The sequence below is a fragment of the Fulvivirga imtechensis AK7 genome, assembly GCF_000331535.1.
Classification (GTDB): Bacteria; Bacteroidota; Bacteroidia; order Cytophagales; family Cyclobacteriaceae; genus Fulvivirga; species Fulvivirga imtechensis.
The window spans coordinates 54,821-77,888 of the sequence record NZ_AMZN01000008.1 but is presented as its reverse complement, the minus strand read 5'-3'; the positions used below and the strand labels follow the sequence as shown (position 1 = coordinate 77,888).

The window sequence follows — 23,068 nt, the reverse complement described above, 5'->3', positions numbered from 1 at the left end:
TAAAGCAGACAAAAGGGATCGAATTGAATTCGATCCCTTTTTTTATTCACCAAAAGAATTAAATTAGTATTTTCTCTTTTTCATTGTCTATTAGTACATCCCATGAGTGAACCTTTACTTAAAGCTATAATACAGTTGTTTGCTATTGTAGCTAAGGAAGACAAAGTAACCGATCAGGAGCGTGACCAAATCGAGGCTTTTCTCTTTGACCATTTGAATAAAAATGCAGTGGCACATTATCTCAAGCTTTTTGATACCTATAGCGACTCCATTATCATTGATGAAAATATAGACATTGAAGAGGAACAAAAGCGTATTCAGGCAATTTGCGCTCAAATAAATGAGGAGCTGACTCAGAAGCAAAAGGTGGTTATTATTCTTGAGCTAATGGGGATCATTCTTGCAGATGGATATATATCAGAGCGAGAAGAGGAGTTGGTTGCTTCCATTGGTTCTGCATTTAATGTATCTGAGGAAGAAATAGAGCTGATCAAGATATTCGTAGTAGGTAAGGAACTGAAGGATTTTTCTTCCGAATCCATACTTATCGTAGATGGAAATAAGCGCACAGACCCTCCTTTTAAACACTTGTATCGAGAAGGGCTCAATGGCTTCATCTCTATCCTTCATTTGGAAAAAGCCGACACATACTTTATCAAATACCAGGGGAACTCTGATTTGTATCTTAATGGCGTTCCGCTTAAATCAGGAAAGAAAAGTGTGTTGGCTATTGGTTCAACACTGCGCGCTGAAAAAACCGCCCCTATCTATTATGGAGATGTTATCAGCAAATTCATCAAAAAGGGGAGCGAAAAACGGATATCCTTTGAAGCAAAACACATCTCATATAAATTTAAAGGGGGTAAGCTTGGGCTTCGAAATATCAATATTGCTGAAGAATCCGGCCGGCTTGTTGGGTTAATGGGTGCCAGTGGTGCCGGAAAATCCACTTTGCTTAATGTACTAAATGGAAATGACAGCCCCACCGAAGGCCAGGTGCTCATCAATGGAATTGACATCCATCAACAGGCAAATGCTGTAAAAGGTGTAATTGGATTTGTGCCTCAGGACGATCTGCTAATTGAAGAACTGACTGTCCACCAGAATTTATTTTATGCGGCTAAACTATGTTTTGATCAACTGTCAAAAGCAGAAATTGAAGAATTAGTGATCAAAACACTTAATAATCTTGGCCTGCGGGACATAAAAGATCTGAAAGTAGGATCACCGCTTGACAAAACCATCAGTGGCGGGCAGAGAAAGAGGTTAAACATAGGCCTGGAGCTACTTCGAGAACCTTCGATCCTCTTTGTTGACGAGCCAACGTCCGGTCTTTCGTCCAGAGATTCCGAAAACATCATGGATCTGCTGAAAGAGCTTTCACTGAAAGGAAAGCTAATATTTGTGGTCATCCACCAGCCATCATCGGATATATTCAAGATGTTTGATAAGCTGGTCATCCTGGATACCGGAGGGTATCAAATCTATTATGGAAACCCTGTTGAAGCTGTAGTTTATTTCAAAGAGATTATCAACCTGATCAACAGTGATCAGGGAGAGTGCCATGAATGTGGCAATGTAAACCCGGAGCAGATCTTCAACATCATTGAAACAAAAGTGATCAATGAGTATGGCAACTTCACCAATGAAAGGAAGATCTTACCAGAGCAATGGAATCAATTTTTTAATGAAAAAACCAAACCGGCAAAAGTTAAGCCTGCTGCAGAGGCCCCTGTTTCCACGTTGAATATTCCCAGTAGGTTAAAGCAACTCCAGCTTTTTGCCGTGCGTGACCTGTTGTCAAAGCTGAGTAATAAGCAGTATCTTATCATCAACCTGCTAGAAGCCCCAGTATTGGCTTTTATTCTGGCATACATTGTACGGTATTACAACACTTATCACTCAGAGGACCCAACATATTTCTTTAGCAAGAACTTAAATATCCCTGCCTATCTTTTTATGAGTGTAATAGTCGCGCTGTTTATGGGATTGACCGTAAGCGCTGAAGAGATCATAAGAGATCAGAAAATACTTAAACGGGAAGCATTTCTGCACCTGAGCAGAGGCAGTTATATATCTTCTAAAATTGTTATTCTTTTTACCCTGTCGGCTATTCAGACTTTCACTTTCGCTCTTATTGGGAACCTGATCCTTGAAATTGATGGCATGCTCTTTACTCACTGGCTGATCCTGTTTTCTACTTCATGTCTGGCCAATGTCATGGGTTTAAATATTTCATCAGCATTTAATTCAGCCGTTACAATTTATATAATGATCCCTATTCTACTAATACCTCAACTGGTGCTAAGTGGAGTGGTGGTGAAATTTGATAAGCTAAACCCCGACCTGAGCAGTACTGGCGAGGTACCGCTGGTAGGCGATCTGATGGCATCAAGATGGGCTTTTGAAGCAGCTATGGTAACGCAGTTTAAGGATAATGAGTATGAGGAAATGTTTTATCCTTACGAAAAAGTGATGGCTGAGGCCGACTACAAGAAAATATACTATATCCCTACCCTTGAAACAAAAATGGAGTATAATCTGAATAACTTCAAAAATGATGATCCGGTTGTGAGGGAGAATATTGCTGAAAATCTTGCACTGCTGAGAAGTGAGATTGAGAAAGAATTAAAAATAGTAGGCAATGATAAATTCGATAAATTCGATTTGCTGACAATAGAAAAATTTGATTCCACAGCCTATCGAGAATTATACCCCTTCTTTCAAAAACTACGGGCGTTTTACATTGCCAGGTATAATAAAGCGGATCAGGCCAAAGACAAGCTGATCGTGAACCTGACTAAAACAGAGCAGGAAAGAAAGGATTTTGAGGCATTCAAGGACCGGTATCAAAACGAAACAATAGCAGAGATCGTAAAAAACCAAAATGAGCCGCACAGGATCATAGAAGCACATGGGGAACTGGTACAGAAAATATTTCCGATATATAAGGACCCCGAACCAAAGCACCTGCTAGATTACCGGGCGCAGTTCTATGTACCAAAAAAACATTTTTTGGGGGCAACCTTCGACACCCTACGGTTCAATCTCGGTGTGATCTGGGCTATGTCATTACTGCTAATAGTTACCCTCTATTTCAATATACCTCGTAAAATCATTAACGGACTTGAAAGTGCAGCCCGGAAAGCAAGAAGATGAAGTTTCACAAAGATATTATCGCCTTGCTCATCTTCCTTTTGACATTGTTGATCTTGTGGATCCTGTTTTGAGGATATCCCTAACTTACCTAGTGTCTCTAAGAAAACGCCAATGTCTGCGTTATACTTGTCCTAAAAATGCTCACGTACCTCAGTACGCTCCGCTTTTTGGGACTTCCCCCCCCCTTTGGAGGGAACGTTTTCTTAAAGCCACTTAGAGTTTTCTTATAGACACTACTTAATGAGGTGCACCCATCCTTTGCAAAGCACTTCTCCTTCAATATCGGCCTCATAGTAATAGATCCCCGCTGCATCTCCTTCCCCTGACCAGGTGTTTTGATAATCATTATCTTCAAACACCAGCTTACCCCACCGGTTAAATATTTTGAGATCAACTCTACTGCCTGCAACTATTTCAAAAACATCATTATGCCCCCCGCCATCGGGTGTTAAAACATTTGGTACTTTTATGGTCACGAGATTAAGGTCTATCCTCTTTTCAAAAACGCAAAACTCTCTCGTTCCAAGGAGTGTTAGCGTATAAGCGCCATCCTGTCCATATTCATAGATCATTTCATCATCGTCAGATGTGTTTCCATCTCCCAGGAGCCACCGGAAATTTTCCCCCTCCTCACTTTTATTTATCAGTTTTACGGGAGGTCGGGAGAAACAGTCATACAATTTTTTCGCATCAAATTCCACCTCCACCTTTGGTATTACCTCCAGGGTAACAGTATCCCTGGCAATGCACCCTTTTGCACCGGTAATGGTTACAAAATACTGTGTGGTGTCAATGGGGCTCACTTCAGGTGTACGCTCATCAGAAATAACAGTACTATCCGAACTCACCCAATGATAAGTGACACCTCCTGATGCCTCTAATCTAAAGCTATCGCCCTCACAGAGCTGACTATCATCGCTAACTGTCACATTTGGCTTTACCACCTCCACTATTGTTGAGGTAAGGTCTTCACTTGTACATGTATTGGGGTCAATTGCCCGGAGCGTTACCTTATATTGTCCGGGAGCTTTATAGTTGTGCACAATATAAGTCGTATCTGTACGGGTAGTAGCCGTACCATCACCAAAGTTCCATTCAAAAACTTCACCTCCAATACTGAAATTTTGAAATACAATATCGTCAGGCATACATATTGTTGAGAGCCCCGGCTGATCAAAAGCTACAGAATTGGTTTGCAACCGCGCTTTAAGGGTGGCCAGATCAAATTTAAAAGCGGCATTGTTACAGCCACCGGAGGCGCCATTAACCTGCGACCAGGCTCCTTCCGTAGTAGGGAATGTAGAGGTATTTTCAAAACAACTGGCACAAACCGAGTGGTACACTATACCTCTTTTGTCAAACCTGCTGGTGCCTCCATCTACATGAACTATCGAACCATCCCCTCCAAAATAGGTTGCATACAGAAGTGATGTTGCATTTGCATCCAATACCATTAGATAAAAATCCGATCCATTGCTAGTCTGTCTGAGTGCATCGGTTGTTGTGGGCATGTCGGCAGCATCTAAAGCTACGTAGTTATTACCTAAAAAAGATCCACTCGTGCTTCCCCAACCCGATACGTAAAGGTTGTTGCAATCATTAACCAAAAATGCCGTAAGTGCTATGTTGGGCCTTTGAATATTTGGTTCACCAAAAACAGTTGAAAAAATCGTGGCGCTCAAATCCGAAGTGAGTTTATGTATAAAGTGGCCACTTTTCGGATTGTTGAACACACTACCGATTACAGGATATACACCCTTTGTCTGCCCCAGCACATACACCTCGCCTGCACTATTGAGATCTACAAAGTATGCCTGGTCGTATTCTGAAGTACCTAAAAAGGTACTATTCGTTATCAAATCACCGGTAGCTGCAATTTTACATATCCACCCATCTATACCGCCCTGATATACAGATTGAATACCCCCTGCTACTGTGGGAAAATCTGCGCTTTCGGTACCACCAACAGCTATTACATGCTTATCTTCGGTAACCCTTAATGAAAAGCCGGCATCTGATCTCGCGCCTCCAAGATAACCACCCCAGATCATACTTGTGAGATCTCCCGACATTTTCACTACCATAGCATCAGTCATCCCTCCCTGATATTGGTTTTCAAACGAAACGGTACTGCCAGAGAATATATCATTTGAACTGGTACTGCCTACAAAATAAATATCATCAACGTCATCAATATACACCTCACCTTTCTGCTGGTCTCCATAGTTTTTCGTAAGAATACTTTCTGAAGGATTGATGCCGTCATTATCACTTCCTCCAACAAATGTAGAACTTAACAGTTTGGTGCCCGACTGGTTTAATTTTGCAATAAAAATATCCGTTCCGTCTTCGAACGGCACCCCTCCTATCGGTGTAACTGAGGTGCCTCCTGAAAATGTATCTGAATATGCATCTGTGGTTATAGGGAAATCAGCGGAGCTGGTGGTTCCGAATATAATAAGCTCGTTTTTGCTGTTAATGATCATACTGTGCGGGGTCTCTGAGCCGCTACCCCCGAGATAAGTAGCATATTCCAACTCCGAGCCACTGGAATCATATTTTAGAATGGCAACATCCCATAACCCTCCCCAGGAAGTTTGAAATGCACCAGGGGTTGCAGGAAACTCCCCTAAAAAAGCGCCTCCACGATAATGGTTGGTAATCCCTCCGGCATAGAGCTTACCATTTTCTCCATAGGTAGCCGTATTGCCCCAGTTGTCTGCGGGTGAACCGGAATAAGTAGAAAAGATAAGAATAGGGTCTATAACCAACTCCAAACAAGGATTATAACCTAAAGGAAAAGAATAGCTCAGGATATTATTCTGAAGCACATATTCACAGACCACTTGTTTCTTCTGCCCATCTACCCATTGATAGGCATAGGGCTGATACTCCTGTACCTCATTAACCGAAGTCGTGAGAAAAAGGCTTCCCTCCGACAGATAGATGTCCTCAAGACCTTCATACTTTATATTTACCTGATCAGGATCACCGCCTTCCCTGACCACAAGGTCATATTTCATACTGTATCCTTTCGAATATGTGATCATATCTATTTCCGGATAGATATCAGCGTGCAGTAATTTATTAAATGCCTTGGCTCCGCTTACCCAGCGCGAGGGATCATTGCCATGAAAATAGTTGTAGCTTGTGGCTTCCTGTTCCAGAGGGGTAACCCTGGAAAAATCAGCCCCGATAAATTCTGCCGTAAATAGATGCTGCCGTAGGTTTTCTGTTGAAGGATTATGCTCCGATCTATGTCCAGAGGGCAGGTAATCTTTTTGATCTGTGTAACCTTCGTGTTTTTCATGCAGGGCTTTTGTATCATAAAAAATGTACATAAAGCCATTGTCTCTTACATACACATTACCTCCCGGTATATCTGCTGCAAACAAAGCTTGTTGAGACCACTGGCCCTTGTTCTGTATATACTTGATACCGGGGTCCCCGGAAGCGCATGTTCCTACGCTGCACAGGCCAACGAAGAGTCCAATAATTAGCGTTTGTAAGAAAACTCTAAGTGGCTTTAAGAAAACGTCAAGGTCAAGGCTTGTGAAGTGCCAAAAAGCGGAGCGTACTGGGGTACGTGAGCATTTTTGGGACGAGCGTAACGCGGACATTGGCGTTTTCTTAGAGACACTAATTACTTTCCTCACCAGATGCATTTACAAATCAGATAGTTTTTATTGACAATTGTTGCCAATCTTACAGCATATAAATATAATGAATCTATCCCTCTTTTCGCAGTACCTCCAATGGCGACCGGTTGATAACATCCCGGGTATTTAACCAGCCTACAAATATAGTAAGCAAGATGATGCCTAACCAGATCAAGATCAAACTGACAAAATCGGGTAAAAATATGATCTCAAAAAAGAATACTGCTAATGCCCATCCGCTAAGCACCGACAGGCCGATACCGGTGAGTCCTGCAAAAAAGCCCAGATACCCATACTCCAGTATGGTCATGCCCCATATTTGCTTTTTCATGGCACCGATTGTCCTGAGTAGCACATTCTCCTTCAGGCGCAGGTATTTGCTATTCATAACGGCTCCTGCCAATACCACCAAACCGGTAACAATACTAAAAAGTGCCATAAACTGGATAACAAAAGATACTTTGTCGAAAAACTCATCAATGGTAGACAATACCAACCGGAGATCGATCAGCGACACGTTGGGGAACAGGGTAACCAACTCACGTTGATAGTTATTAGCCTGAGACTGCCCCTCTATCCTGGTAGTCAGCACAAAGATCTGTGGAGCCTGCTCCAGCACTCCTTGCGGAAATACAAAGATAAAGTTTGGAGGGTCTTTAGGCCACTCAACATCCCTAACACCACTGATATATGTTCTTACCGGCACCCCTTGGATATCAAAAACTACAGTGTCGCCAATGTCAACCTGAAGGTTTTCATGCATACCTGCTGAAATGGTGACATAAACAGAGTCATTAGAAATGTGCTGAAGAGTGCCCCTTTCCAATGTCTCAGCGGAATGGAGACTATCCCGGTAAGTAACCCGGTACTCTCTCGTAATAGCCCAGTTGGGTATCGCATCCGTAGTATCATTCTGGATTTCTGACACGGACTTTCCATTAATGCTACTGATACGACAGGTGATGATAGGAACCAGTTGCTGAACCGGAAGCTCATTTTCTTTGGTTAGTTCAACGACCCCTTCTTTCTGCCCCGGTTGAATATCAAATAAAATTGTATTAGACTGATTTTCCTCGCCTATAAACTCCACCTGATTGAGCAAGCTGTTTTGTACGATGTTAAGGGTAGCCATCAGGAAAGCTCCCAGTCCAATCACTACAACCAGCACTACAGTCTGGTTATTAGGTCTGAAAAGATTGGCAAGGCTCTGTCTCCATACAAAGCTCCACCCGGAAGGAAAGAATCTTCTTACTGTTTTCATCAAGAGCATGGCTACTGTAGCAAGGGCTGTAAATGCTATAAGCAGCGCTGCAAAAAAGGATGCCCCGATGATCAGGCTGTCGGATTGGTAAGCTGCAAAAAGAAAAGGAAACAGCAAGATGAGAATAATCACTGTTATGCGAACCTTCGACACTGTCTTCAATGGTTCAAAATTGGTTCTGAGGACCGTTAGCGGTGGTACAAACCGCACGGAAACCAGTGGAAGAACAGAGAATAACAGGGATATCACCACCCCTAATATAAGTCCCTCGATAACAGCGCTCCATGATATCTGTAAATTCAGGTTAAGAGGAATGAACTCCGATAGTAGTTGAGGCAAAAGGTATTGGATAGCCAGGCCGAGAGATACACCAAGAGCACTGCCAAGAAGCCCGAGAAAGGCCGTTTGAATAAAGAAAATATTAAACGATTGCCACCCAGAAGCTCCTATACAACGCAGAACAGCTACTGTCTCCCTTTTTTCTCTTACATAAATATGTACCGAGCTTGCCACTCCTATGCATCCAAGTATAAGGGCTATAAAAGCTAAGAGATTAAAAAACCTGTAAAGATTCCGGAATCCTTCACCAAGATTTTCCTTGCGGCCATCCACTGTTTCATATGAATGCCCGTATTTCCTGATAATTGGCTTCAGTATTTCAATGGCTGCTTCCGTCTGTTCTTCAGTTTCAAATTTAAAATAGCGCTTATAATTAACCCGGCTGCCATACTGCACAAGGTTGGTACTATCCAAATAGTCGAGCGAAATGTATACAGATGGAGTAAAAGTGGATTGTATACCTCCTCCTCCCGGTATTTTACTTACCTCTCCGGCAATCTGAAAGACCATACCACCCAATTGCACGGAATCCTCCGATGACACATCGTACTGGCTGGCCAGATTTTCATCTACCATAACAAAAGGAGCCGACTTCATGATGTTATAGGCATCTCCTGGGGAGGTCTCAATTCCGCCATAAAAAGGAAAACCACCCCTTAAGGCCACTATACGTATAAGCCTGGTTCCTGGGGTACTGGTCATGAACATCGCCATAGATGCCAGATTGGCCTCTTCCGCCTGCTCCTGCGACTGTATGGAATCGAAGGCGGCAAGTAATTCCTCCTCGAATGGGTTATTGGCATTAACAATCAGGTCCGCACCAAGCAAATCTTTGGCTTGTTCATCAATACTTCTTTGAAGATTGGCATTGAAAGAGTTGATAGACACTACGGCAGCAATGCCAATAATAACGGAAGATATGAATAGAAAGAGACGTGCAAAATTTTTCCGGGCATCCCGATAGGCCATTTTCCAAACCCATTTATCCTTCAGGAGGTTCCTTTTCTCTTTTTTAATTTTAATGATATACTCCATCAGGAAGCCGTCAATGATTTTCTGTCTGCAACCAATTTACCGCCTCGTATCTGCAGGATACGCTCTGTGTTTTCTGCCAGCTCCATGTTGTGAGTAACCAATACCAGCGTGGTACCTTCTTCTTTGTTGATGTTGAATAGTATGTCGGTGACGTGGTGTGCCGTATCTTCATCCAGGTTACCGGTAGGTTCATCTGCAAAAAGTATTTTAGGCGAGCTGATAAAAGCTCGTGCCAAAGCTACCCGCTGCTGCTCTCCACCTGACAACTGCGATGGATAATGTTGCATCCTATCACCCAGCCCAACACGATCCAACAGCTCCTCACCCTTAGGTTTAAATCCTTTTTCTCCTCGTAACTCCAGCGGAACGGTTACATTTTCCAATGCAGTAAGCGTAGGAAGTAGCTGGAAATTTTGAAAAATAAATCCTACATGCTGGTTCCTGACATATGCACGATCATCCTCATCAAGGGCATTTAGCTTCATCCCTACAAGTGATACAGTACCACTCGTGGCTACATCCAGTCCTGCACACAAGCCAAGCAATGTGGTTTTGCCGCTTCCCGATGGCCCTACAATAGAAACACTGGCTCCTTCCTCCACTGAAAACGAAATATCATCAAGGACGGTCAGTGTTTTATTCCCCGATGAAAATGATTTGCTTAAATTCTGAACAACTAAGATATCTGACATGTGCTTTTTAATATTTCTAACATCGTAACATTGCTGACTAACTGGTGTCTCTAAGAAAACTCTAAGTGGCTTTAAGAAAACGCCAAGGTCTAGCTCGCCTTTGCATAGCCGCTTCGGCAGAGCAAGGGCTTGCGAAGTCCCAAAAAGTGGAGCGTACTAAGGTACGAGAGCCTTTTTGGGGCGAGCGTAACGCAGACATTGGCGTTTTCTTACAAACACTCACTAATAAAGCGTTTAAACGCATCAATAGGTTATCAGTTTTCCTTGAGTGGTTATTTTTTTGGTGTAAAATTTGATTACTTATTATTGTGTATATTAAGGTGAGTTCGACATAGTAGAACCGATTGAAGGTATGATATCTGAAAACAGAGCCAAAAACCTCATTTTAAGGGTCATTCAGGAAGAATGAAGGATCCTGCTAAGTTCAAGGTACTATTCACCACTTAGGAAGATCCTTCTCCCGTCAGGATGACCGCCTATTTTTAAGTGTTTTATATCGAACCACGTTATATTAAATTTAGAGGAATACAACTTATAAAAAATGAAATTCAGATTATTATTCATTCTCTTACTTTCAACCTCAGTATTTTTCAGCTTTAATGATCAGGACAAAACGATCATTTTTTTCGGAGATAGTATTACTGCCGGGTATGGTTTGTCTAAAGAACAGGCTTTTCCTGCTTTGATAGAAAATAAGCTGAAATCGAAAGCGCATAAGTACCGGGTGATCAACGCCGGGCTGAGTGGCGAGACTTCTGCTGGTGGCTTAAGCCGCATTGATTGGATACTGAGGCAACCTGTTGACATTTTTGTGCTTGAGCTAGGTGCCAATGATGGCCTGCGAGGATTACCTCCGGCAGAGACAAAGAAGAATTTACAAGGTATTATTGATAAGGTACTGGCAAAAAATCCGAATGTAAAGATTGTTATTGCGGGTATGATGGTGCCCCCCAACCTGGGGCAGGATTATTCAAAAGAATTTAAGAGTATATTCCCGGAACTCGCCAAAAAAAATGATGCACTGCTTATCCCCTTCCTGCTGGAAGGTGTGGCAGGCGATCGTGATCTCAACCTGGCGGATGGCATACACCCTAATGTAAAAGGGCATGAGGTTGTGGCTGACAATGTTTATCACGCGTTAAAGGGGTTGCTTTAGAGTTCTCAGTTCTTTGTTCTCAGTTCTCTGTTTTTGTTTTGCAGCTTACAGTTTACGGCTGCTCTACTGCAGTTACGGCTCTTAGTTAACGTGAGTTCGATATAGTAGAACCGATTAAATTGTATTTGTATCTAAAAACAGACCTGAAAACCTCCTTTTAAGGTCCCCGAACTTGCCTAACCTGCCTCGCGGAGGCACGAAGAATCTTACTAAGGTCAAGGGTACTAATCACAACTTGGGAAGATCCTTCTCCCGAAAGCCTTAAAGCCTTCGGGATAGGATGACCGTCTATTTTTAAGTATTTTATGTCGAACTCACGTTAGTTAATGTCTCTATGAAAACGTTCTCGCCAAAGGGCGGGACGAAGTGGCAAAAATTCAGTAAACCAAATTTAGCAATCACCACACTAGACTAGTGTTAAGTTAAGCATACTTTAGCCATACCAAGCTTTGTTCTTTTTGTCCCATGCTGCCTTAAAAAATACTTACGTAGCTATGGCTATGCTCATATTTTTTGCGTTGCGTGGAACAAAAATAACTGCAACTTATACGGCACAGTACACTTAACTCAACACTAGTTAAATTCTAATACATCGGGTCGTTCTATGCGGAAATCGGGAATCCTCAATGGCTCCTGGCCGGTGAGTTCAAAACCCAGTGAAGACTGGTCGGGAGGCGTAACCGGATACCACGCCAGGCGGATCTGTATGGCTTCAAAGGCCATATTTTCATTTCTCAACCGTAGGCCGATGCCATATCCCTGGTAAAGTGGATTTTTCAACAGCTTGCTATTTTCTGAATTGACCATGGCCAGATCAATGAATCCAAAAAAAGCAAACCGGAAGCCAATGACATAAATTGGCGTAAAAGCTACAGTTTCCGCACTTAAAGCAATTTTTCGTGTACCCCTGAGGAAGGTGTCACTCAGGCCGCGTATACCTCTGCCATTATTTATATTAACAAATTCATCATGAAAACGATTGATGCCAATAGTATAATCAAGTCTGAAGAACTGCCTGAAATTAACCCTTCTGAACCGGTATAAGTGACTAAAATAGTCAATTGTAGTCTTAAAAGTACCCTGTTCCACACGCCCTTTACGGATAAACCCGCCCAGGGCCATGGAAGGTCGAAAATAGCCCGTTCGTCCATAAAAATTACCTATGGAAAATCTCCATCCAATGTATGCGCGGTTATAAAACTCATTGCTTTCTTTACCGGTTGTAAACTCCAGCAGATAGCCATTAGGGATATCCTCCGTTCTTCCATACCCACGAACCAGCGAGCTTTTTTCATAATCTCTTCTGGATATGCCAAATGAATAAAGGTAGAGGTTTCGATCAAAGAACATTTGATTGGTATCGGAGGTAACCACAGGCCTGTCGAGATACCTCACCCTGTCATATCTGGCAGCCAGTTGTAAGTTCGTACGACCCTTATCTTCATTAGCATCGATCAGCCAGGATCTGCCTACCCACATATCCTGATGGTTGAACTCCGTATGAAATGAAATGGTGGTATCGGGGTACTCCCTTTTGAGCAGGATATTGGTCTTGTTTAACTCCACACCTCCGGCATATTTGATTTCCGGGGTAATAAAATTTCTATAGAACCTGATACCAACTCTGTCCAGTGGTTCTGAGCGTGCAAAATTAACCTCTCCGGTAATGAAGGTGTTTTTTATGTTGTTGATACTATAAGTTCCGTTATAACCTATGGCCGGTCTGTGATCAGTGTTATAAAGAAATTCATTTCTTAGCTCATGGCCCAGCCCAAGAAAATTTTTGTCTATTACGGCAAAATCAGCCGCATCGAAACCCCCAACGCTCACCTCACCTGAAATGGACCAGATATCCTTTATAATGATCAGTACCTCTACATCTTCCGAATCGCTTCCGGAGATAACATAAATACGGGCATCTCTTACATAAGGCAGGTTACGAAGCACACGCTCACTATCACTCAGGGCATCAGGGTTAATGTTATCTCCTTCGGCAAAGAAGATATTATTCCTAATGATCCTGCTTCTGGTGTAAACATGCAGATCATTGGCCACTTTGGCAGCCCAGGCCTTTGAATGCCGGGTGGTGTCAAGAATACTGGTACCAAAAACCTCCAGTTTTTTTATAATGATGCGGTTAATTCTTCTTCCTTCATATTTCTTGTAGTTACCATTGCTTATAGAGGTGGTTTCTTTTGGCTTAGCGCTTTTACTGGGATCTACAAAAAGAAGGTCATACAACTCGCGGGTAAATCTTGTTTTATAAAATCTCTCCTTTAACCTTTTATAAAATTCATCGCTGCGCCTGGTCTCATCTCTTCTAAGCTGTCTGGCCACAGAATCCGGGAGAAAAATAACCGTATCTTTTTCAATATATATAGATGAGTCCGCCAGGATCAAAAAGCTTCTGCCCTTAACACGAACGCTGTCCATACCTGTCGTCTTACCCTTTTTCTGGGAGACAGCCGGTATTGAGATGCATAAGACAAAAATGAAAAATAACAGGTGTTTCAACGCTCTCCTTCTCTATAGAAAAAACCCCATTGCTCCCGGATAACTTTACCGGGGATAGCATTGGGGTTTTTAATATAAGCTAAATTCTCTAAATCAGGATTATAGCTCTCCTCTTTCGGCCATTTTTTTCATTTTCTCATTAGCATAAATGGCCACTTCTACTCTTCTGTTCTGATCTCTTCCACTGGTTGTGCTATTGTCAGCTATTGGTTGCGATTCTCCATATCCCATGGTTGTGATCCTATTACGTGATACGCCTTGGGCAGTCAGATAGTTAGTTACTGCTCCGGCTCTGTTTTCCGACAGGGTTTGGTTATAGTTGTCGGATCCGGTATTGTCTGTATGTCCTTCGATCAGGATATTCGTGTCTTCATACTTTTTAAGCGTCTCTGCCAGTTCGGTGAGATTTTGTTTGGTGGCTGGCTTAAGTGTATATGAGTCTACGTCAAACAATAACCCTGAATCAAAGGTGATCTTAATACCCTCACCAACTCTTTCTACTTCTGCACCTTCCAGGTCTCTCCTTAGTTCCTCAGCCTGTTTATCCATTCTTCTTCCAATCAGCGCCCCTGCTGAACCACCCACAGCGGCTCCGATAATAGCGCCTACCGCAGTATTATCGGAAGCGCTACCGATAGCGGCGCCAATAGCTCCACCTGCTGCAGCGCCTACGGCACCGCCTTTCGCTGTATTGCTTGCTGATTTACAACCGGACATTAAAAAGGAACTGAACACGAAGACCAATAGTATAAATACTGCTGTTATCAGTGATACAAGTCTGTTTTTTATTGATTCCATAACTACATTCGGTTTTGATTTCTAATATCTTACACCAAAATAAGTACCAAAAAAAATCTTCTGTAAAAGCTTTTTTTGACCTATAACAGGAGTAATAATGGAAACCAATGTAGAATAAAATCCCCGGATTGTTTAGAATGGATAACCTATGGCAATATTTAATATGAGGTTTTGCTGCCTCCAATCACTGTCTTGTATGGCTATTTCACTAAACATCCATTTAGGGTCTGACGGTACTTTCAAAGGGAAGGCCAGATCAAAACGTATCACAAAAAACTCTACATCAAAACGAAGCCCTATCCCGGTCCCTACCGCTATCTGTTTGTAAAATTCTGCACTATCAAACCTGCCTCCGGGCCGGTTCTCATCTTCTTTAAGTGTCCATACATTTCCAGCATCTACAAAAACAGCGCCTTTGAAAGATCCTACTATATCAAACCGGTACTCTACGTTCCCCTCCAGTTTAATATCGGCTGTCTGATCTATAAATCTAAGATTCTCAGGAGTTTCAAAAGTACCGGGACCTACGGACCTTGGTCTAAAAGCCCGGATACTGCTGGAGCCTCCTATGGAAAATTGTTTGGTATATGGCAGCACGACCGAATTGCCGTAGGCATAGCCTATGCCTGCAATTAACCTGGAGGCAAGCCTTGATGATCTGCTAAACCTCCAGTAGTGCCTTATATCAATGTCTGTCTTTACAAATTGTGAATATGGAGACCCAAGCAGGGTATAAGGGTCATCATCAGTATTTTCTTTTTTCCTGACCCCTAACTGTAGCAGATGAGCAAGATTGCCTGAAAGATCAATGTTGCCATTAAAATAGAAGTTATGGGTCCTGGTCGCACGTCCTTCCTTGCCTTGAGAATTGTAAAAAAAGGAATAGACAGCGCCAAGAATAAACTGCTCTTCATAGCTACGTGCCAGAAGTTGATTGTTCCCCAGAATTTCATTAAAAGTATCGGATATACTGCCTAATTGAATGAATTTGATGCTTACGGGATATAACTCATGCCTTCGGGTGACTGTCTCCCGCCAGGAAAACCCGTAGTCTATTTCAAAAGAATTGAGCCTGAAAAAATCCACCCGCTGCAGCAGCCTGTATCCCAATCTGAATCTGGTCTGAGGAACAAATCTTGAAGATACATTCTCAATATCAAAGGGGGTAATAAATCTGGGTACTGTCAGTATTCCTTCCGCACCAAGAATATATGAATTTAATGACGACTGTTTAGCATCCTGATCTTGTTTCTGCCCGCCCATTTGAAATTCATAGCCGGCCGTAAGGTTAAATTCAAATAGCTCTGCCCCTCGCAGAAAATTTCTGTTGCGAAAAGAGGCTATAAAGTTGGGCCCCACAAAATTATTGGAAGTGGACACAGCCTGAAGCTCTAGCCTAAGGGATTTCTTTTTGAAAGGAGTAAGATATATATCGGTTTGCAGCTCATGATCTGAAGAGCGGGTGAAATCTACATTGACAAATTTGAATACGTCAAGCTGGGTGAGCCGGTTGAGTGTAACAAGTTCTGCCTCTTTGGTGTATATATCACCCTCTCTGATCCTTACGTGATTAATGATCATCTCTGGCTTGAAATCATCTTTACTGTGTATATACCGCACATAGCCTACGATGGTGGTATCCGGTTCTCCCAACGTGTTCCTTTTATCAAACTGGTACTCGGGATACACTGTTACCTGTCCTATTCTAAAGAATCGCTTTGCCTGTGGGGGAGTATCTTCCTTAACGGTCATGTGCAGGTCCACCATTCTGTTTCCAATAGTGGTATCTGCTCTGAATAAAAGAAATTGATCATCAAAATAAAAATATCCCTGATCTTTAAGGCCTTTTTCAATACGCAGCCTTTCTTCTTTTAACCGGTCCAGATCATATCGTTGCTGCTTTTCCAGCAGAGATTCTTCGCCGGTGCCTCTGATGGCCCGGACCAGAGAACTTTCCCCAACCGGAAAATGAATGGTATCATATCTATAGGGCTCATTTACATGGGCATTATAGGTAATAGTGTTGGCGTTTTTCTTTTCGTGGACCTCATGATCAACGTGTGCATCGAAAAAACCTTCATTATGCAATTTGTTTTCCAGTAAGTTGATATTTCTTGAAATATCAACATCTGAAAAGTAAACAGGGGTTTCACCCAGCTTGGTCTTCATCCAGTGCTTCAGCCCCTTTTCTTTTTTTGGTTCGCCCGCTATGTGATAAAACCACACTTTTGGTCTGGCGCCCAATAGCCTGGCATTGGGTTTGGGAGTGAGCATCTCTTCCATCTCCGGCTTAATTTTGCTCTTGTCTTTTACAGGTTTGGCAGCCCTAAACCTGATGGTGGCTCCATCATAGTATTTCTGTCCTTCATTCAGGTATTTAGCTCCGCTACAGCCAAAAAACACCAGGGAAAACAAGCAAAGGCAGTATATAATTCCTGTTCTCATTCGCCCCCTTCCTTTTTATCCTTCTTCATACTGAACAGTTCTCTAAAAGCATCGTAGTCCCGAACGAATATAATACCCACACCTGTTTTTATGATCTCACCCTGCAAGAGGTTGTCATATTCATTTTGGCGGAATCCCACTAACCTGTAGCGACCATCTTCGGTGATCTTGTATTCCACTTTTATATCTCCGGCAAAATCTGACAGATTTTGCTGCTGTTCAGCTTCCTGCCCTTCCAGACCAAAACTGCCAGCAACTTTAACTATGACCCTGTTGTTAAAAAGTTGTTTGGAAAGCCCTAACTCCAGTTGAGTTGTGCCCCCGGAAGCCCCGGTAGTGTTGTACGATTGCAGGTCGAGACTCAGCTCCACACCCTCGATCTTACCGGCAAGTCTGTTGAGCTGATTGCTCAGTATCCTGCTGGCACTGCTTCTGGCAGTAGCTTCGGCAATATTACCCCCTCCACCAGTTGTACTGAAAGACTCCAGGTCTTTTGTACTCTTAAAAAGCAACAAGTAGAACACCTGGGTATTACGTTCATTCTCACTTTTGTTCACTGTTGATACAAAAGCCTGTGCACCGGAAGCCGCGGCACTTTCAGCTAAACCAAGGCGGAAAGATATCTCCGGGCTTAGCAGTTCATTTTTTATATCCAGATAAACAATGAACGGTACTTTTTGACTGGAAACCTCATTACTTCCCGGGTTTTGGTACACAGCAGAAACAGTATAAGTGGCAGTTATGTCGACACGGGCATTTAACGGATCGCCCGTCCAGATCAGGTAACTGCCTTCGGCTATATCAAATTCCCTCTTGACGAGGCCGTAGAAATTCAGATTATACTGACCATTATGTACTTCATACCTGCCAGTGAGGGTCATATCGCCAGATGGCTTGATACCCAAGGTAAGATTGGCATCACCCTGAACAGTAAGCTTGTCACCCGTGACCGGATCAATAATTACACTAAAGGTATTGCTTCGGTTAACATCTATTTTTGCCGTAAGGTCTATACCCTTGAAAGTACTTTTGAGGGAATCTGTTGTAGCAGACACTTCTTTTTCCTGTAAAAAAGGATCATTTTCCTGATCCTTGTCAAAAAACTCCACTACACCTTCACGTTCCTGAAGCTGGATCTCTTCTTCCGGGATAACATATGTCAGGTAACTGTCGTCTTTAAGGCTTACCTCTAGCTGTATATCAGGACTAGCTGACGTGCCCCTGATAGATGCTCTGCTGTTCACCTCAACCTTCCCATAAACCAGCTTATTTTGATCTTCTGTGGTGTTCAGCAACATGAATTCATTGGTAACGACATTGAGGTCAAGTTCATACAAAATATAGTCTTTGGTAAGCACCCGTCCGTTGATGCGCGCAGTATGGTTATTTACATCGGCTATAGTAAAATCATTAAATGTGATCCCGGCCCTGTTAAAAGTTATCACTTCATTGTCAATGGACATCCGGCTTCCAAGAAAGGCCGTAGTGAATGACGCTTCATTAAATCTGATATTACCTATTATATCCGGATCGCTCATTGATCCTCTAAGCTGCAAGTCGCCTGTGAGAAACCCATCCATATTCTGAAGTTGTCCCATAGTAAACGACTCTATTGAGGCCAGTTCCAGTCGCACAAGATCAACATCAAAGTGCATATCAGGTACGCTATCCGCCAAATAGTAGCCATCCACTTTCAGGTTATTGAGTTCACTTTTAATCTCGAGGTCCAGGTTATACCGGTTTCCCTCCACCTGAGCGGCCTGAAGGGTGACGTTGCCAAGCGTATCTCCCTTAAAGCTAAAATCAGTAATATTCAGATCAGAAGTAAACGCAGATTTTGCAGTTTCCATTATCAAGTTGATGTTGCCATCTAATATACCTCCAACCAGATACTGCTCACTTTCATCGAGTTTCCCTATGAAGCTAAGATCAAAATCGGTGATTCCCACGGCTAATGTGCTATCATTTTCCTGGTTTATTGCAGACTCAACAGCTATCCGCTGACCATCCTTGGTGAGGACCATGTTTTGCACCCAAATTCCCGAAGGATAAAAATCTATCGCATTGCTGGGTTTAACCTTCCAATCTTCATAGTTGAGCATAAATTCCCCTGGGGTAAATTGAAAACGGTAATATTCGTCACCGCTAATAAATATACCGCCAAACATATACTTATTTTCACCTGTGTCATCCTTTATCATCAGGTCGGTTTCGATGTGCCCCGCTTCAACAATTCCTGTCAGGTGAATGTTTTCAACCTCGATAGCCCCGGCGCCGAGACTGGCGATTTTCGTTTCATAGCCAAGATATTCTTCATTTGAGTAGACGTGGATGTTCAATGAATCTACAGCGGTGCCAGTATATACTATCTTCGGCACATTTACGGTAACATCAAGCGCCCATCGGTCGCTATTGTACGAACCTTTGATGGGCCCTGGTTCGAATTCTTCCAGGCCGGGAATTAGTATTTCGGAAAAAAACAGCGGGCTCTTTATGTTAATATTAAAGTCAAACTGTTGAGGAGCAAGCTCTGACACATCCGGTACATCAGTCAGAGAATAGTATCTGTTGATATGCTTTTCAAACACTTCCGGCAGTGTAGCTAGGTCAAAGTTACCGTTAAATTGTGCATCTATGATATTAGAAAATATAGAGATATCCGTAATCTCTTTGTCCGTAGTAGCCGACAGCAGGAAGGTATCCAACCGATAAATATCCTCCTCTCTGCTGATAACCATATCTTCAATTTCCAGGGTGCCGTTAATGTTTTGGATAGTACTGCCCCTGATATCGGAAACTACTCTGGCCCTTATCTTGAGGTCTTCCTGAGAAAAGTTGAGCGCCTGCATATCAAGCGCCTGCAGGTTTAGGGTGAAACTGTATTGCGGAATACTGTCATTGAGGTTAACCAGGCCCTGAAAGTCGAAATCCAGGTTCGGATCGTCCATGGCCAGGTCGCCCTGAAACTGCATCCCCTCTACCCTTCCATTAATATCCAGGTTGTTGTAGTTGTAGCTATTATAAACAAAAGAGGATACTTTGCCCTTTATTTTTGCTTTCATGTCTGCAGGGTCAAAGCCCTCTCCATCTACATCAGCATTTAATGATATAGCGCCCATCTGCGCCTCCTGATTGAGCAAAGCTCCCAGATTGAAGCTGTCTGCCTCTATATGACCTTCATAGGCATACAACTCCGGGGTTTGTTTTGTTAGCCTCACGTTGGCCTCTGCTCCGCCATAAGATGTACCTATCTTTATCCTGGCCTTGAAATCGGACATGCTCCCTTTCGATGTACCGGACACCCTGATCTGCCGGGGTAGATTTATATCCGGTGGTATGAGTGTGTCAGGTACCACAGAGCTTATATCCCGTCTGGAGGTGATCAGCTCTTTGAGATCAACATCCCACGCCAGGTTATCAGCATCGGGTAGTCCCTTGATATTGCCTGTAATCTGCATATGTGTAGAGCGCAGGGCTTCCAACTCAAGCTGCCGGACATTCAGGTCCGCCAGCTCACCTTCTATGGCTCCTTCAACAATTATCTGGCTGGATCTTTCGGTCAAAGCAGGCATGTTTTGCTTCAAAGCCGGTTGAAAATAAAAGATATCCTGCAGGTCTATTCTGGATCTTGAAAATTTTGCATCAACTGCAACAGCCTTAAGGTCATTCTGCAGCGCTTCTATGGAGAGATAGCCTGCTCTAAGATCTGCACTGATATTGGATCGGTCTGTGACAAGCTTCAAATTATTGGCATATGATTCGTCCGGGCCATATTTAAAAGCACTTTGAAATTGCTTCAATGTCATTCCCCCTTTTTCATTGGCTGAAAGCTGTTTGACTTCTCCCTGTGCATACCCGTTTTTAAATTCTATAGCCTCAAAGTCTGCATTTACCTGTCGAAACCACATATGAGCAGGGTCAAATCCCTGAACAGCAGGAGCCGTATGGTCATAAAATCTGAACGATGTATTTTTTATCGCCCCCTTTTTAACGCTGGCCAAAAGCTCTATAGCGGCAGTTGACGCGGTATCTGCTGTGGTTGTTGTATCAGCCCCGGAAAACTGATCGACAGAAACGAAGCTGTTAAGTATGGCCATATTATCAATTCGGTAGATCTGCCGGTTAATATCTATCTCATTTATATCACCTTCTACACGACCGATATCCGTAAAAACTTTGAGCGCTCCCGGCTTATCCTCAAAGGTGAATTCCACATTATCCACCAATAATGACTTGCCAGAGATATTGACAACCTGTTCCGCAGCAGTGGTATCTGACTCGGTACTTTTAAGTATGGCAAATTTCCCCTTGCTGTCTGTCAGTGTGATCTCGTCAATACTGATGATCAATTCTTCCAGGTCAAAGTCTGACAAACTGGTATGAAATCCACCAATGTGCGCTGAGAGCTTCATTCCATTATACAGATCCTTATATTCGACTCTGCTATCCTTAATGGTCGCTTCGTAAATCGCAAAAGTAAAAGGTTGTGCGGTGGTATCCTGAGAGGTAGCGGTCTGGGTGCTGTCAGACGGAGCGGCAAATCCATCTATGATAAACTGATAGTTAAATGTGCTGTCGTTTGAAGTATTATAAATATTGGAAATGAGCTTTTCCACCTCCAGATCATTGATCTCAAAGCGATTATCAAGTAACCCCCACAGATCGGTATCTACAGCTATGCGCTGGCTGTAAACAAGCGTATCGCCCTTTAAGTCTTCGATATAGATGTTTTCAATGATGATTGTTTTGGGGAAATTTACATACAAGCGTCCGATACGGGCCTCTGTATTTACTTTGCTTTTGAAGAATTTAACAGCCTCATCTGTGATTAGTTGCTGAACTTTTGGTATCCGCAAGGATAGGATAATGATAATAAGCAATAAAATTAGCCCCAGAAAGAACCAACCGATCCCTTTAAGTATTTTTAATAATACACTCTTTGCCTTATTAGTACTCATTTTATGGAGATACACTTATAGCTCATATATAGCAATATCCACTACTATAACAGAAAAGGCTCAAAAGTGATATGTATCACCTCTTTACCCTTACCTCTTTATATTGATTAAATTTTTCATAGCAGCGGTTTCCGGGTCCCAAATATCGGCCTTTTCTATTTTAACTGCTAACAGACAGAGATCAGTATGGTCGACTCCCATTGGAAACCATGTCTCATACAGCGGGGACCAGAATTTTCTTTTTAACTCCGGGTCTTCCCTGCAGATGGCGCTGCCGGAAATGGAGAGGTAAGTATGAGAACCCGGGTCTGCGTAGCTGAGGTTCACATACTCAGTTTTTGAGGATTGAAATGTGCTCTGCCTTATAAAAAACCAAAGTACTCCATCTCTATCGAGTTGAAGAGTATACATGGGATAGCTATTGAGGTGCCCCTGCTCATCACTCAATGTAAGCATGGCCACCTCAATAGCAGCAATATCATCTCTTAATTCTTCTGCTCCATCATTTATCATGCCTCTACTTCCAGTTTGTTTGCAGTTAAAGTTACATCAATATTTCCCTTTATGGCTTTTGAATACGGACAAACCTGGTGTGTTTTTTTTACAAGTTGTATCAGCACCTCATCTTCAACCGATTCATCAATGACATTAAGCCCTGCTGAGATTGCAAATTCGTCTCCATCTTCGTTGAAAGACGCTTTTACAATAATTCTTGGGTTGTTCAGATCTATATTTTCTTTTTTTGCAACCGACTCCAACGCACCCAGAAAACAGGGGCCGTAAGCGGCTGCAAAAAGTTGCTCGGGATTTGTTCCGGCTGCTCCGTCACCTCCCATACTCTCAGGTACAGACAATTGGAGGTTTAGGTTTCCATCCTGTGATTTTACGTTTCCCGACCGGCCGCCCTGGGCGACTACTTCGGCTGTATATAAGGGTTTCATCAGTTTCTTCGTGTTTTCAATCTATTGTGAATGGCGCTTTGCACCCGTATTTTTATTAAATAATTATAAAAAAGGCTGTCCCAAAATAAACCGTTATTACAATAAGAAAAG

Annotated in this window: 11 protein-coding genes; 2 read left to right on the top strand and 9 right to left on the bottom strand. The window is 42.7% G+C overall.

The window, feature by feature from the left end; all coding sequences use genetic code 11:
- Positions 1-102 precede the first annotated feature (102 nt).
- A complete protein-coding gene (locus C900_RS03555; protein ID WP_009578227.1) occupies positions 103-3,159 on the top strand; it encodes an ATP-binding cassette domain-containing protein in 3,057 nt (1,018 codons plus the stop codon).
- A 233-nt stretch (positions 3,160-3,392) separates the two neighbouring features.
- Here C900_RS03555 and C900_RS03550 read toward each other — a convergent pair whose 3' ends face one another.
- The 3 genes from C900_RS03550 to C900_RS03540 form a co-directional block, all read right to left on the bottom strand.
- Positions 3,393-6,779: a DUF7948 domain-containing protein gene (locus tag C900_RS03550; RefSeq protein WP_483788250.1), complete on the bottom strand. Its 3,387-nt coding sequence runs from the start codon at positions 6,777-6,779 to the stop codon at positions 3,393-3,395.
- Positions 6,780-6,888: 109 nt separating this feature from the next.
- Positions 6,889-9,453, bottom strand: coding sequence for an ABC transporter permease (locus tag C900_RS03545; RefSeq protein ID WP_009578224.1), 2,565 nt, complete (start codon positions 9,451-9,453; stop codon positions 6,889-6,891).
- Positions 9,453-10,145, bottom strand: a complete 693-nt coding sequence (locus C900_RS03540) for an ABC transporter ATP-binding protein (protein ID WP_009578223.1) — start codon at positions 10,143-10,145, stop codon at positions 9,453-9,455. Before C900_RS03540 ends, C900_RS03545 begins: the two co-directional genes overlap by 1 nt.
- A gap of 541 nt (positions 10,146-10,686) precedes the next feature.
- Between C900_RS03540 and C900_RS03530 the strand changes: the two genes are divergently transcribed.
- On the top strand, positions 10,687-11,301 hold the full coding sequence (locus tag C900_RS03530; protein ID WP_009578222.1) for an arylesterase: 615 nt from the start codon (positions 10,687-10,689) through the stop codon (positions 11,299-11,301).
- Between the two features lie 573 nt (positions 11,302-11,874).
- Here the strand turns inward: C900_RS03530 and C900_RS03525 are convergent.
- The 6 genes from C900_RS03525 to C900_RS03500 form a co-directional block, all read right to left on the bottom strand.
- On the bottom strand, positions 11,875-13,734 hold the full coding sequence (locus C900_RS03525) for a BamA/TamA family outer membrane protein (protein WP_009578220.1): 1,860 nt from the start codon (positions 13,732-13,734) through the stop codon (positions 11,875-11,877).
- A 180-nt stretch (positions 13,735-13,914) separates the two neighbouring features.
- A complete protein-coding gene (locus C900_RS03520; RefSeq protein ID WP_009578219.1) occupies positions 13,915-14,613 on the bottom strand; it encodes a YiaD family glycine zipper/OmpA-like lipoprotein in 699 nt (232 codons plus the stop codon).
- Between the two features lie 132 nt (positions 14,614-14,745).
- The gene (gene tamL, locus C900_RS03515) at positions 14,746-17,058 is read right to left on the bottom strand and encodes a translocation and assembly module lipoprotein TamL (RefSeq protein WP_009578218.1); all 2,313 of its coding nucleotides are present in this window, start codon (positions 17,056-17,058) and stop codon (positions 14,746-14,748) included.
- The gene (locus tag C900_RS03510) at positions 17,055-22,016 is read right to left on the bottom strand and encodes a translocation/assembly module TamB domain-containing protein (RefSeq protein ID WP_009578217.1); all 4,962 of its coding nucleotides are present in this window, start codon (positions 22,014-22,016) and stop codon (positions 17,055-17,057) included. Before C900_RS03510 ends, tamL begins: the two co-directional genes overlap by 4 nt.
- A 90-nt stretch (positions 22,017-22,106) precedes the next feature.
- On the bottom strand, positions 22,107-22,529 hold the full coding sequence (locus C900_RS03505; protein WP_009578216.1) for a pyridoxamine 5'-phosphate oxidase family protein: 423 nt from the start codon (positions 22,527-22,529) through the stop codon (positions 22,107-22,109).
- Positions 22,526-22,957, bottom strand: a complete 432-nt coding sequence (locus C900_RS03500; RefSeq protein ID WP_009578215.1) for an Ohr family peroxiredoxin — start codon at positions 22,955-22,957, stop codon at positions 22,526-22,528. Before C900_RS03500 ends, C900_RS03505 begins: the two co-directional genes overlap by 4 nt.
- Positions 22,958-23,068: the final 111 nt, after the last annotated feature.